Here is a 14540-nt window from a genome sequence, read left to right on the forward strand (position 1 = left end):
GAAATTTATTATTAAAAGATTAAACTCTTGGCTGATTCATAGCTGAAAGCATATTGCCATATATTGCATTTAAGGATGAAAGATTTTTGGCTAAACGGCCAACTTCTTCTTTAAATAATTTAGAATCTTCCATTGACTCGCTAAAGTTCTGCATGGTAACAGATAGATTCTGGTAGAATTTATTCATTGATTTTAAGTGAGAACTAGAATCTTGCAATTCTAACTCGTATACTGCGTTTAAAGCTGAAAGATTTTTAGCAAGGCCATTTACTTGTTCATGGTATGCTTTTGAATCGATATGTGTATCAGCCATTTCAGAAAGACTTCCGGTTGCTTTATCAAAAGCGACACTTAAATTATCAAATTTCTGAGAAGCTGTTTTAATTTTTCCTGAAAACTCGGTAGTAGCTACAGATGCATCTGCAACATTTGATATTGAAGAAACTTTGTCGCCAAATGTGCGCAAACCCGAACCTAAACTTTCAATCAGCTCCGGTCCGATTTTAGCGTCGGCCATCATTTTATCTAAAGCAGCTGTAGACGAGGGCATTGCAATGGTTGGTCTTGCAGATGCAACCGGCAGTTCACCGTCAAATTCATCAGATAATTCAGGGTAAACTCTTGACCAAGCAAGATCTTTTGCAGGAGGGAAAAAGCCGGTTAAGAAAAATAAAAATGCTTCAACACCTAATCCTACTCCAATCATATAATTTCCCCAAACACCACCCAGGTGAAGAATTTTAAACAAAGCACCCACAATCACAATACTTGCACCCCATGAAATTGCAGTGTGCAATAAATCAACCTTTTTCTTTCCAGCCATATTAATAGTAAATTTTAACGATTTTAATGTATTTAGATTTATTTGTGTTGTGAGAATTAATTGCGTTTATCCTTAATATCTCTACCCTGATATTTGGATATGCAACGGAAACCTATGTAAGATTTGGCTGTATCCTGATATTCAAAAGTGTTGGCAGAATTTTGAAGGAAGAAACCGATATCTTTCCATGAACCACCACGAACAACTTTCCGTTTCAATACTTCCGGATCATCTGATTTCGCCTCGTAGTTAAAAGTTGGGTTCATATCATGGGTAAAAGTAGAAGCAGATTCATCGTATGCCGAGCTGGTCCACTCAGAAACGTTGCCGGCCATATTATATAAGCCAAAATCATTTGGGTAATACGACTTAGCATGAACGGTGAAAGCACCACCGTCATCAATATAATTACCACGACCCGGTTTGAAGTTTGCCATTAAGCATCCTTTTGCATTGCGGATATAAGGCCCGCCCCATGGATAACTTGTTCCAACACGTCCACCGCGTGCAGCATATTCAAACTCAGCTTCAGTTGGTAAATCATAAGGAGCACGTGCAGGAATTCCACGACTTTCTTTATAAGACTCATTGAAACGGGTTCTCCATATTGTAAAAGCACGTGCCTGTCTCCAGGTTACTCCTACAACAGGATAATTGGCAAATGCAGGATGTGAAAAATAACCCTGAACCATCGGCTCATTCTGAGCGTATGCAAAATCAGACAACCATGTCAGCGTATCCGGATAAATTGCTACAGTATCTCGTAAAATAAAATCAGAACGTCTTTTAGATTTATCATTACGAAAATTGGAAGCTTCACGTAATTTCATAATGGCGAAGTTGTATTTTAACAAACGAACATCAAGTTCATTTCGGTCAAATACACGATCCTCTCCCTGGTAATACATGGCCTGAAGTTTGGCTGCATTTGCAGAATTTCCCTTTTTACCGCCCCATATTTCAGACCCATTTCCTACTTTTTTCCAATCAATATATTTTTTGCCGGCAGCATTCGGATCAGCTTTTCCTTTAGGCTTAAGGTAATATTTATCGTCCTGAAGATAGTTTGTAATCGCAATAGAATCACGCACCCAATTCACAAACTGACGGTATTCACTGTTAGTGATCTCCGTTTCATCCATGTAAAATGCCTGAATAGTTACTTGCTTATTTTGGGATATCTGAGCGAAAGTGATATCCTGGTCAGTTTGTCCCATAATGAAAGTTCCGGCTGGTACATAAACCATTCCATAGGGAACTTCATTGTTATGAAACTTCTTGGTTGAAACCCCAACCAGCTCACCGTTAGCACCTCCTTTACCGCAGCTACTTGCCATTATGGCAACTGCTGCAAGAGCGATAAAGTATATTTTTCTCATTTGATTGTTTTCGGTTTTGTATACCTTTTCCAAAATTATACCGAATATAAATAAAAAACACGTTAACCTTTAAAAAACTTACTTTCTACGTTTGCACGGGGCTTTTTCCTATTATAACAACCAGCTTATAATCAGCAATTTGAAAATGCTTTATTAAACGCTAAATGTTTTCAAGTATTCTTATAAACAGAAAATTATTTTTTCTTACGTATTCGGGCGAACAAAGTTTCCTTTAAAATATAAAAATCTAACTATCATGTTAGATGATTACTGTTTCAGAGAACTTAAGCCGTTAAATGATATTAATTTATTTATTTACCTGCTTAATGTATTGTTCAATGGCCATAGTCATACTTGGCGCCTGTGGTGTGGGACCCGCAATATCCAATAATAAATTATGTTCTAAAACCGCTTTGTGTGTACTGGCACCAAAAGCAGCAATGCGGGTTGTATTTTGAACAAAGTCAGGAAAATTTATAAATAAAGAATGAATACTGGAGGGACTAAAAAAGGCTAATATATCGTAATAAACTTCTTTTAAATCAGACAGATCACTGCAAACTGTACGAAATAAAACCGCAGAAGTAAAATCATAGCCATTGGCCTGCAGAAGTTTCATTGTTTCTTCTGCGGCAACATCAGAGCAAGGGTATAAAAATTTTTCAGAAGCATGTTTTTTCAAAACTTCTTCCAAATCAGAAGCGGTTTGTTTGCCAAAAAAGATTTTACGTTTACGATATTGAATATATTTCTGCAGATAAAGAGCGATTGTTTCGGATATACAGAAGTATTTCATCTCTGAAGGCACATCATAGCGCATTTCTTCGCAAATACGAAAAAAATTATCAACCGCATTTCTGCTTGTAAAAATAATTGCAGTAATTTCTGCAAGGTTTATTTTTTCTTTCCTAAAATCTTTAGCCGGAACTCCTTCTACATGGATAAAAGAGCGAAAGTCTATTTTTAAATTATATTTTTTTGCCAGATCAAAATATGGAGATTTATCACTTTCGGGTTTAGGCAATGTTATTAAAATACTTTTAACTTTTTTGTTTCTCGCTGATGATGCTTCTTGCATGTGTTTTCGGCTTTAGAACCTAAGTGCTTTAATTAGAATAAGTATTGGACATACTTCGAGGGCACAAAGGTATATAATTAAATATGTTTTAGAAAATCGATAATTGGTTAAAATGTTTGCACCAGCACGTATAAACTGAAATGTAAAAATCAATCCTATTATAATAATCGCAATGTAGCTATATACTTCCGAAAATCTGCTGGGTGTTAAGCTATATGCCAACAGTAAAGGCAAAAAAATTAATGCAGCGTTAAAATAACTTAAATAAAGGATGGTTATATATTCACTAACGATTTTTTGTACACCAAATAAAAAGCCAAGTATCCTTAATACTAAAATTTTTAATGTAAAGGCTCCAATTATGGTTGCAGATAAAATTAAAAACCACTCAAACCCTGTAAATGCATATTTAATCTGATAATGTTCTCCCGAGAGATATAAGAACATACCAATAGAAAGTCCGAACAATAAATAAAGAAATAAGAAGGGCCATGAATTGAACAGCATGTCTTCTTTATTTATCTGGCCCAAAGCCCTGTTGCTATAAAAAGATTGAATGATGGAACTTAACTCTTTTGAAAATGCATTTTTAAGGATAGCAAAAAATAAAATCAGGGCAATTATCACCAGGATAACCCAGGTTTTACCGGTATTCCTAAGTTTTCCCTCGTTTTCTACTTTATATTTCTTGGGGAATTTTTTCGCCCAAGCCTGGAAATTAAATTTTTCAACAGTATACAAATCTATTAAACTATCCAGAAATTGATTAGGCCTGTTTGGGTCAGGCGCTTTAATCCAAAGCATAGATAAAGAATCGGCATTGTTTTTTAGTGAATCAATTTTTTGATACGGTTTCCCAATTAAATTATCAGACTCAGGAGTTGAAACCGATGCTTGTTTTATAGAATCTGAACTAGCGGTATCTCTTTGTGCTATTGCCGATGTTTGGAGAAACAGGAAAAAGATCATTCCCAGACAAAAAATCTTTTGCACCATAAATTTAAAATAGCCGGTTTATTATGAAATACACTTCTGGGCAAATTTACAAGATAATTATCCGGTTTGGTAAGTGATATTTAGCAAAATATAAATAGAAGTGTGTAATGCTTTTCTGCAGCTTACTTTAATAGAGCCGGGATGGTTTTAGCAAGTATGATAATATCCATTTGAAATGTATGATTACGGGCATACCGATTGTCGAGGACCAATCTTCCCTCTTTATTATCATAACCTTTTTTACGCTTTTCGATTTGCCATAAGCCAGTAATTCCGGCAGGTGCCATAAACCGCAACACATATTTATCCGTTGTCAACTTCTCCGCATCTGAGAGAGGCAGTGGAAGATTCCCAACAATACTCATGTCACCTCTTAATACGTTAAATAACTGAGGAATTTGACTAAATCTGGTATAGTTTAAAAATTTGCCAACCTTAGTAAAGCCATGGAAAGAAGATTTTACATCTTCGGCGGTGTGGGCAGATAGCTTTTCATTGTATTGAAATTTCTTTTCGCACCAGGTTACCTGATCAGCGTATACAGGAAACTGACATTTAACCCTCGTTTCTCTGCAACTTTCACAGAGACCAGTTTCAACCGAATTGTTTTGTAACTGGGTATTATTTTCTGAGGTATGGGATAAATTTATCCGATTATCTGCATCTAATTGCATCATCCGAAAGCTGAACATTTTAAAGATGCGGTAGTTACTCCCAGCTCTTAAAGAGTGAGTAAATACAGATCCGCGGCTTTCTAATTTTATTGCAATGATAATTAATACAATTAATGGGGATAACAGAGTAAGTAAAAAGGCTGAAAACAGAATATCAAAAAGGCGGGTTTCATTTGGTATTTTATATGGAATATGAATTCGCTCACGCCGGTCTTTTGTTAATCGTTTCCAGTTTTGAATTACAAAATTTAAACGGCTTTCTATCTGAGCAACTTTAAAAGGCAATTTAAAAACATCCACCACACCCGCTCGCAAAGCAAGTTTAATTACATTTCTATCCAACTCTTTAGAAACTAAAAAGAATGGAACTTTAGGAAAATCTTGTTTATTTAAACTCTCAAGCAATTCAATTCCATATGGTTCGGCAATTTCACTTTGAGAAATTACAGCGACAATATTTAAGCATTGCCTGTGATAAGCTTCCGCAAGTTCGCTCGCATTTTTATAATTAACCAGCTTTCTGTCCTGGAAATTACAAATAGAAAGTAAAGTAAAAACAGCTTTATTGCAATTAACCAGCGCTATTATTTCCTCACGAAGAGAAATATTTGAACTCTTATTTTTCACGAAGCAATACTTATTTTTATCCGCCTGAAAATTACTCTAACTCTAGCTTCCAGCTCCGAAGGATTAAAAGGTTTTGCCAGAAAATCATCAGCACCTGCATCAAGACAACGTGTTCTAACCTCTGAACCCTCTTCTCCTGAAAGAATTAAAATAGGGATCTCATTAAAAAAATCACTTGCCTTTATCTGTTCGATCAATCCAAACCCATCTAAAACCGGCGTATTGAGATCCGATATTATCAATGCAGGAATGTTTCCGTCTTGTAAAAAGGAAAGTGCATCTAATCCATTACTGCAAATTTTAATTTCATAGGTTTCGTGAAGTACTGATTTAATAATCTTTTGCATAAAGATATCATCTTCTACAACCAGAAGCTTTTGGCGCATTGAATTTGTGAAACCCATAAATTGAAAATATATAATAAATTCTAAGTGTTTAATAATTATTAATACGCTCCCACTTAACCTAACAAAGTTTAAATGAGCTATAAAAGCATTTTAGAGTGCCTTATATCTTAAGACCTTTTCATAATGCACTTAATTTTTACGGATGAATCTCATTAAAGTTGCGGGCAAATTCACTATAACGATATTTTTTTTCAAAAAAATGGGGCATTTAGTTTATAACAATTGAAAATATTCTTAATCAGGCTCAAAAGTTAATTTGGTTATCTTTGAGGCTATTTTATCTATCCTGATGTCCGGAATATATTTACATATCCCTTTTTGCAAAAAAGCATGTCATTACTGCGATTTTCATTTCAGCACTTCTCCCAAATACAAAGATGAAATGGTTAGTGCTTTGCGGAAAGAACTGATTCTGCAAAAGAATTTCCTGGCAAATCAGAATATAGAAACCATTTACTTTGGTGGAGGAACTCCTTCTTTATTGGATGCCGATGAACTTCATATTCTGATTAGTGAAATCGGCAATCATTATGATCTGTCAGCAACAGCTGAAATCACTCTTGAGGCAAATCCAGATGATTTAAGTCCGCAAAAAGTGAAAGAATTGAAACAAACCGCAATTAACCGGTTCAGTATTGGCATTCAATCTTTTTTTGAAGAAGACCTTATTTGGATGAACCGGGCACATAGCTCTAAAGAAACAGAGAGTTCAGTAAAAAGAGTCCAGGATGCAGGTTTCGAAAACATCACTGTTGATCTTATATATGGCTATCCCCTGTTAAGCGAAGAGAAATGGATCAGCAATATTACCCGGGTTATTAACCTGAATGTTCCTCATGTTTCTGCATACAGTATGACAGTAGAGCCGGCCACAGCCCTTGCTTCTTTTATAAATAAAGGCCTGCAGCAACCCATGAATGAAGCACAAAGTGCCGGACAGTTTATAATATTAATGGACTTTCTCCGGCAAACCGGATTTGAGCACTATGAAATTTCCAACTTTGCCAAACCCGGAATGATATCCAGACATAATTCTAATTATTGGAAAGGCATTCCGTATCTGGGTATCGGACCATCGGCACATTCTTTTAACGGGGAAATAAGATCATGGAATATAGCCAATAACAGCAAATATCTGCAGGCCATTGGGAACAATGAAATCCCTTCAGAGAGTGAAATTCTAACTATTCCTAATCAGGCTAATGAATATATAATGACCTCGTTACGCACAATGTGGGGAATGGATCAGGAGAGGATAAAAGCCAGATTTGGAGATGACTATTTAAAAATCATTCAAAATAATCTTTCAGAAATAAATCCGGATTGGATTAAGGAAAACAATGGAAAAATTATGCTAACGCAGGAAGGTAAATTATTTGCCGACCATATTGCCTCTGAATTATTCATCGATCCAAATCAGGATTTTCAAAATTAGCCCTTTTAATGAAAGACAAAATAATTTGGATTACCGGAGCATCAAGCGGAATTGGCGAGGCGCTGGTATATTTACTGCATGAACAGGGCGCTAAACTGATTATATCATCCAGAAACCGAGATGCCCTGTATCGCGTAAAGCAAAACTGCAAAAATAACTCCATTGACATCCATGTTCTTCCTCTGGATTTGGAGCAGACTGAAATTTTACCTGAAAAAGCCGCTTTAGCACTTAAAATTTTTGGAAGAATAGATATCTTGATTCATTCTGCCGGAATCAGCCAGAGGGCTTTAGCTATAAATACCGGGCTAAAAGTTGCTCAACAACTTATGGATGTAAATTTTTGGGGAGCGGTAAGTCTGACACAAGGATTATTACCATCGATGATATCGGCGGGCGGCGGGCAAATAGTTGTAGTTAGTAGCTTGGTTGGTAAATTTGGCACCCGATTACGTTCTGCTTATTCGGCATCGAAGCATGCTTTGCACGGCTATTTTGATTCACTCCGCATAGAAACGGAAGAACACAATATACATATAACTATTGTGTGCCCCGGATTTATAAAAACCAATTTAACTTTTAATGCCTTACTTGCCGATGGCTCAGCTCAAAATACGATGGATGATGCCCAGGAAAACGGCATGATGCCGGACGAATGCGCTTCAAAAATTATAAAAGCGGTAGCATCTAAGAAACGGGAAGTTTATATAGGCGGCAGAGAAAAATATGCTGTACTTATTAAAAGATTTTTCCCGGGATATTTTGCAAAAATGATTCGTAAAGCAAAAGTAGTTTAGCCATCTCAATTAAAATATATTTACTTACTCCAAATCTGGAAAGGCTTACAAGTCTTCTGTTCAATAGAATTCTTAAAAAATCCTTTAAAAAATTTAAAAGGAGCTAAATCCGTAAAACAATATATCACGTAATTCATCCTGATTAACATATCAAAACCAAATCACGATGAAAAAAATTATAATCCTGGCAATTGCATTAGTAACTTCTGCAGCCACAACGCAAACATTCGCTCAAAAAACTAAAATGGTAGGTGGTGCTGCCATGTATCCAACCAAGGATATTGTAGACAATGCAGTTAATTCAAAAGATCATACCACTTTGGTAGCCGCCGTACAAGCTGCCGGATTGGTCGAAACTTTAAAGTCAGAAGGACCTTTTACGGTTTTTGCACCTACCAATCAGGCTTTCGAAAAATTACCTGCCGGAACTGTTGAAACTTTAGTTAAACCTGAAAATAAGGGTACTTTAACCTCCATTTTAACTTATCACGTTTTAGCCGGTAAATTCAGTGCTGATGCTATCATGAAAGCCATCAAAAACGGAAAGGGTTCAGCAGAATTTAAAACCGTTGCGGGTGGAACATTAACAGGTTCAATGAATGGCAAAAATCTTATTCTAACTGATGAAAAAGGTGGAAAATCTATGGTAACTATCGCTGATGTATTTCAAAAAAATGGGGTTATCCATGTTATAGATACAGTTTTATTACCTAATTAAGAATTTCGTTTTGTTTTAGGTCCCGGTATGATGCTCATCTGCCGGGATTTTTTTTGCCTTATAAAATGGGATTGCTGGTGTATAGTGATTTTGTTATATTTAATCATAAAATCTGAAGATGAGTGGCATCTCTCTAAAATCTGTAGATTATCTAACAACCATCAGCAGGGAAGATTTTCTTAAAAACTACTTCAATCCCGGCGAGCCTGTGGTGATCCGAAATCTGAGTAAAAACTGGCCTGCATTAGAGAAATGGACCTTTAACTATCTCAAAGAAGTAGCAGGCAATCAGATAGTGCCTTTATATGATAGTTCAAAAGCAGATCCTTCCAAACCCATTAATGCCCCTGCTGCCGAAATGAAATTTTCAGAATATCTGGATTTAATACAACATCAGCCAACCGATCTTCGGATTTTCTTATTTGATCCGATTAAATATGCCCCCATTTTACTTGATGATTACTATCCACCTAAAGAACTTCTTGGCGGATTTCTGGATAAATATCCCAATATGTTTTTTGGTGGAAAAGGCTCGGTTACATTTTTGCATTACGATATAGATCTGGCACATATTTTCCACACGCATTTTCATGGAAGGAAAAAAGTCATTCTGTTTAAAAACGAATGGAAAGAGCGGTTATACGGCATCCCATTTGCAACTTATGCTTTAGAAGACTATAATATCGAAGATCCCGATTTTGATAAATTCCCGGCTCTTAATGGAATTGCCGGATATGAAACTATTTTAGAACATGGCGATACCTTATTTATGCCTTCTGGTTATTGGCACTGGATGAAGTACCTGGAAGGGTCTTTCTCTATTTCACTTCGGGCATGGGATAAATCCTGGGCGGTTAAATCGAGAAGCCTCTATAACTTAACCATCCAAAGAAAACTTGATGATTTTATGAAGCGGAATTTTCGCGAAAAATACATGAGCTGGAAAGAACAATTAGCAATAAAACGAGCATTGAAGTCCCTTGAAAAATAAAATTAGTGTTAATAAAAAAGACCCGCTTACGCGAGTCTTTTTTATAATCCCCTATTCTAACCAGCATTTTCTGAAAACGGGAGCGGGAAGCTAACCCAAACATCATCTCCGGTACGATCAATCGGCAATTCATTAAGTTTATTATACCGGCGCATATCAATCCAGCGATGTCCCTCCATAAATAATGAATATCTCCGTTGGATTAACATTTCGTTAATCAAAGCAGTTTCAGTTAAAGCTCCGGAATAAGCAGTTAAACCGTGACCTTGCCTGATTCTGTTTATCGCAATCAAAGCATCCGTATAACCGGCTGCTCCACTTCTGATTTTTGATTCTGCATATATCAGAATTAATTCTTCGTTTCTGATAATAGATACAGGATCTGTATTACTCTGGAATATTACCAGATCATGCGTGCCTGTTAATCCGCTTTGCGTAGCAGGTGCAGATCGTAAAGCTATTTTATTTAAACGATCGTCATTTGCAGCACCTGCTGCAAGTGCATCGGTTCTGAATGCCGGTTGTGCAACTCTAACTTCTCCTGTGGAATTTAATGGCAGAAATACCGGGTTAAGCTGGTCGCCTGTTGCACCTGAAAATACATGGTAAACTCCTGAATTAAAATCTCCGTTGATGTTCAAAAAGGAGGCATTTAAAAAATTCAACGCTTCCGCAAATTGTCCTCTGTAAACAGCAACCCGGGCAGCTATTCCCCTGTTAAATCTCTTAAAACCGTCTGGATTATCAAAACCGGCAAAGCCGGCGGAAAGCTGGAAAGGAAAGGTTGCACCTGCAGCATTCAATTGCCCAAACCCTGATTCCAATAACGCAGCAATCTGAGTTAATGCTTCAGCTTTAGGAACAAACGGTCCCAGATTAGAAGGATCTGCTACATCAACACGAATTCCATTATCATTAGAAAGATTTAATACCAGTAATAACTGATACGCTTTAATTGTATTTGCAAATCCTAAATAAGCCTGCTTTTGAGCTTCGGTTGGCAACGAAGTATTTTCAATAGCACTTATCAGGATGTTTGTATTTTTAATAGTTCTGTAGCGGCTGGCCCATGGATTTGTAGTATAAAATGTATTATTATCCAGTACAGCGTTACCGGCTCCTAACAGATCAGAAGTAAACCGGGGTTCTGAACCTGAAAAACGATAAATTTCCCGTCCAACGACTCCTACATCATCCAAATATGTTCCTAAATTATTTCGCATACTCGACTCAGTGCCTACAACCAGATTATTAAGATCATCTAACGTGGCATTGGATAAGGCACCTTCCAAACTTGGATTATTCGGGTTTATACTATCGTCAATTTTACACGAAGAAAATTGCAAAGTCAGGAAGACACAAAGTGCTGCGCTAACTATCTTTATATTATGAATTACTAATTTCATGCGTTTGGCTATTAAAGTTCAACAGTTAAATGAAAAAACAATCTCTTAGACTGAGGAAATGGCGTAACCTCTACACCGGTTGAAAATCCGGTTCCTCCAAAATTTGAAACTTCGGGATCATAACTTTTATATTTAGTAAATGTGTAGAGGTTATTTCCGGAAAATCCGACTTTTACCGCCGAAACAACATTGTTAAAAGCAGATCTTAATACGGTATTCGGCAGGTTATAATAAAGACCAACTTCACGAATACGCAAATAAGATGCATCCTGAACAAAAGGACGGGCAGAAGAACCCAGTAATGAAGTTCTTTCTATGGCATTAATTATACCGTCACCGTCATCATCATCATCGTAATCCGGACTTGTACCACCCAAATCTGTGAGCAATTCGGTGAGGTTAATATTATCATATTTATATTTCCAGTGCAGTTGAAATGCGAGAGATAAATTTTTAAACAGCGTAAAATCATTGTTAAAATTCATCTGAAATTTAGGCTCTGCATTTCCTAATACTTTAACAGAACCATCATCGATTCCTAATATTTGAGTAGCAACTTTACCTTCCTCAATCCGGAATGTGCCAAGAGTATTTCCAAATCCGCCGAGATTGAATGCAGGTACATCCAGCTTGGTAACTACCGATTTATTTTTCCAGAATGTGGTATGTGATACCCATTTAAAGTTTTCGGTATCGACACCCCTGACATTTAATGAAAGCTCAACTCCCCTGTTACGCAATGTACCGCCATTAATAATCTGAGTTGAGAACCCTGATGAAGTGGGCACATTATTGGCAAAGATCAGGTTGCTGGCGCTTTTTTGGTAATAAGAACCTTCAAATGAAACTTTCCCCTGTAAAAAAGAAAGATCCATTCCGGTTTCAAATTCTTTTTGCCTCTCCTGCCGGATATCATCATTTCCCTGCTGTGTGGTTATAAGTACTCCTCCCGATCCGCCAATATTTGATTGAACCAGGTCTGTAAATTTAGATCCGAAAGGAGGGAAATTTCCGGATTCTCCATATGCTGCCCGTATCTTAAACTGGTTAATGGATGAAATATTCCAGAAATCAAAATTGCTTACATTAAAAGCAGCAGACGCTTTAGGGAATAGCTGGTATTCAGAAACATCAGCATTATCCGATGATTTATCCAACCGTAAACCACCGGTTAAAATTAATTTATCATCGAAATTCACCTCTTCCTGAAAAAACAATCCTCTGTTTTTTCGCGGAATCTGAGTTTGAACAGCCTTTAGTGCTGCGGCCTGACTAACATTTGTTTGAGAACCTGTTAAAACAGTGGCGATATTTAATATAGTTTCCTGCTTGAAATTCTCAAGAGTGGTTCCTAAAGTTGTATTGAATGTCGCTTTGTTATTAAATGCATTTAAAGTATTAACCACAAATGCAGAAAAATTTAAATTCAGGTTGTTCGTGTTTCCTTGTATAGATGCTCCATCAGTACCATTACCACCCGATTGAAACTGTAATAGGCGGGGAAATAATGCTGTAGATTTTAAATTATAATAATCGGCTCCGCCTCTAAAAACCAGTTTTGTTACCGAAGTGGAATTTTGCTGTAAAAAGCTGTTGAAAGTTAAGCCTCCGATAAACCTGTTTACCTTCTCATTATTGGTTGACAAATCTCGTGTCTGCAGAGGATTTGATGCTGCAAATGGATTATTAGGATATAACCCGCTTTCATTGGGATATAAATTTATAAAACTTGGTGTAGAAGATAATGCAACACCGTAAGTTACACCCGAATTATCATTATTTGTCAATCCTCGATCTGTGGAAGAATTAATATAGTTTGTAGTAATTGAAAAATTAAACCGATCGCTGATGCGATGATCTATATTTGCCCTAACCGATGATTTCTCATATCCGGTAGTTTTAATAATTCCTTCTTCATCACTATAAAGACCAGAAACAAAAAACCGCGTTTTCTCATCGCCGCCGCTTAAACTTAAATTAGATGTGCTTAGAAATCCTTTGTTTCCGTACATCTCATCTTCATAATTATATACTTTTCCACCGGCCTGATTAAATAAAGAAAGGGCACTAGCACCATACGTATCAATCACCCTCTGCTCTGTGAAATTACGGATGCCTAACTTTTTACTCAAGCTTGCCTGTCCAAAATCTTGTCTGAAACTTACTTTTGTTTTACCGGCAGAACCTTTTTTAGTTGTAATAATCACTACTCCGGAAGAGGCCAGAGCACCATAAATTGCCGCCGCTGAAGCACCTTTCAAAATTTCAATATTTTCAATATCATCCGGATTAATGTCGGCAATCCGGTTAGTAGCATTATCCTGATTTGAAGGATTACCGCCGGCGGCGGCTGCGGTCACTGCATTTAATCCGGGAGAAATATCTGAGTTATCAATAAAAACTCCATCGATGACATACAATGGCTGGGTATTTCCATTTACGGATGTGACCCCACGCAACCTGACTGAAAAACCACCACCGGGTGCCCCGGAGTTGGAGGTGATATTTGCTCCCGGTATTTTTCCGCTTAATGCGGCATCTACTGTTTGGGGGTTGGTGGTTCCAACAAGTTCTCTGGCAGAAACCGTACTTACCGCATTTGCCAGATTACTTCGCTTGACGCTGGTAGCCAGACCTGTTACCACTACTTCTTCCAGCCGGGCAAAATCTTCCTTTAATTGGACATTTAATGTTGGAGCCGCAGCAGCTTCCAAATTAATATAACCTAAATAAGAAAAAACAATTGTAGAGCCATTTGGAACATTACTTAACGTGAATTTTCCTTCTGCGGAAGTTACCGTTCCGGTATTGCTTCCTTTGATTTTTACTGAGACTCCCGGAAGTGGATAATTTCTGCTTGCATCAGTAACCGTACCTGTAACATTCACCTGGGCACTGCTTACAAATGGAACTAAACAAAAGAGGAGTAAAATTTTTAAGAGTAATAGGTTTTGTTTCATATTCATAGGTTTTGCTTTCCTAAATATACTGATTAGTAGAACATTGAAAAATTTTTAAAATACTTGTGTAGCGTTTTCACATAGTTATTTTAATCGGAAGAAATTCGAATATGGAAATTCTAAAATATCAAAACTCAGAAACAGTATGGAAGCAAACCTCTGTTAGGAATGAGGTTAAATATCTTAAAAGAACAATTATATTGAACCAGCTCTCTAAAAGGTCAAAAAAAAAAGGAGATGACCAACGGC

General features: G+C 36.9%; 12 protein-coding genes. 4 read left to right on the forward strand and 8 right to left on the reverse strand.

What is annotated here, in order from left to right; translation table 11 throughout:
• Window positions 1–19: 19 nt before the first annotated feature.
• The 6 genes from porL to G521_RS0102120 form a co-directional block, all read right to left on the reverse strand.
• Window positions 20–823: a type IX secretion system motor protein PorL/GldL gene (gene porL, locus G521_RS0102095; protein ID WP_026897040.1), complete on the reverse strand. Its 804-nt coding sequence runs from the start codon at window positions 821–823 to the stop codon at window positions 20–22.
• 56 nt (window positions 824–879) lie between these two features.
• Window positions 880–2202, reverse strand: a complete 1323-nt coding sequence (gene porK, locus G521_RS0102100) for a T9SS ring complex lipoprotein PorK/GldK (RefSeq protein WP_026897041.1) — start codon at window positions 2200–2202, stop codon at window positions 880–882.
• Between the two features lie 307 nt (window positions 2203–2509).
• The gene (locus G521_RS0102105; protein WP_026897042.1) at window positions 2510–3280 is read right to left on the reverse strand and encodes a uroporphyrinogen-III synthase; all 771 of its coding nucleotides are present in this window, start codon (window positions 3278–3280) and stop codon (window positions 2510–2512) included.
• A gap of 12 nt (window positions 3281–3292) precedes the next feature.
• Window positions 3293–4276 (reverse strand): DUF4271 domain-containing protein, encoded by a 984-nt coding sequence (locus G521_RS17615; RefSeq protein ID WP_051189382.1) that lies wholly within the window; start codon window positions 4274–4276, stop codon window positions 3293–3295.
• A 122-nt stretch (window positions 4277–4398) separates the two neighbouring features.
• Window positions 4399–5577, reverse strand: a complete 1179-nt coding sequence (locus tag G521_RS17620; RefSeq protein WP_051189384.1) for a sugar transferase — start codon at window positions 5575–5577, stop codon at window positions 4399–4401.
• Entirely contained in the window at window positions 5574–5981 is a 408-nt protein-coding gene (locus G521_RS0102120) for a response regulator (RefSeq protein WP_081675002.1), read from the reverse strand. Before G521_RS0102120 ends, G521_RS17620 begins: the two co-directional genes overlap by 4 nt.
• Before the next feature lie 292 nt (window positions 5982–6273).
• Here G521_RS0102120 and hemW point away from each other — a divergent pair, with 292 nt between their 5' ends.
• The 4 genes from hemW (at window position 6274) to G521_RS0102140 (ending at window position 9925) form a co-directional block, all read left to right on the forward strand.
• Window positions 6274–7419, forward strand: a complete 1146-nt coding sequence (hemW, locus tag G521_RS0102125) for a radical SAM family heme chaperone HemW (RefSeq protein ID WP_026897044.1) — start codon at window positions 6274–6276, stop codon at window positions 7417–7419.
• 8 nt (window positions 7420–7427) lie between these two features.
• Window positions 7428–8216 carry an SDR family oxidoreductase gene (locus tag G521_RS0102130; RefSeq protein ID WP_026897045.1) on the forward strand — a complete coding sequence of 263 codons (789 nt, stop codon included), beginning with the start codon at window positions 7428–7430 and terminating at the stop codon, window positions 8214–8216.
• A gap of 166 nt (window positions 8217–8382) precedes the next feature.
• The gene (locus G521_RS0102135; protein ID WP_026897046.1) at window positions 8383–8934 is read left to right on the forward strand and encodes a fasciclin domain-containing protein; all 552 of its coding nucleotides are present in this window, start codon (window positions 8383–8385) and stop codon (window positions 8932–8934) included.
• 118 nt (window positions 8935–9052) lie between these two features.
• The gene (locus tag G521_RS0102140) at window positions 9053–9925 is read left to right on the forward strand and encodes a cupin-like domain-containing protein (RefSeq protein WP_036678007.1); all 873 of its coding nucleotides are present in this window, start codon (window positions 9053–9055) and stop codon (window positions 9923–9925) included.
• 56 nt (window positions 9926–9981) lie between these two features.
• Here G521_RS0102140 and G521_RS0102145 read toward each other — a convergent pair whose 3' ends face one another.
• Together G521_RS0102145 and G521_RS0102150 are read right to left on the reverse strand one after the other, a co-directional pair.
• A complete protein-coding gene (locus tag G521_RS0102145; protein ID WP_026897048.1) occupies window positions 9982–11331 on the reverse strand; it encodes a RagB/SusD family nutrient uptake outer membrane protein in 1350 nt (449 codons plus the stop codon).
• An 11-nt stretch (window positions 11332–11342) separates the two neighbouring features.
• On the reverse strand, window positions 11343–14291 hold the full coding sequence (locus G521_RS0102150) for a SusC/RagA family TonB-linked outer membrane protein (RefSeq protein WP_026897049.1): 2949 nt from the start codon (window positions 14289–14291) through the stop codon (window positions 11343–11345).
• Window positions 14292–14540: the final 249 nt, after the last annotated feature.

The organism is Daejeonella oryzae DSM 19973 (genome assembly GCF_000422945.1).
GTDB classification, from domain to species: Bacteria; Bacteroidota; Bacteroidia; order Sphingobacteriales; family Sphingobacteriaceae; genus Daejeonella; species Daejeonella oryzae.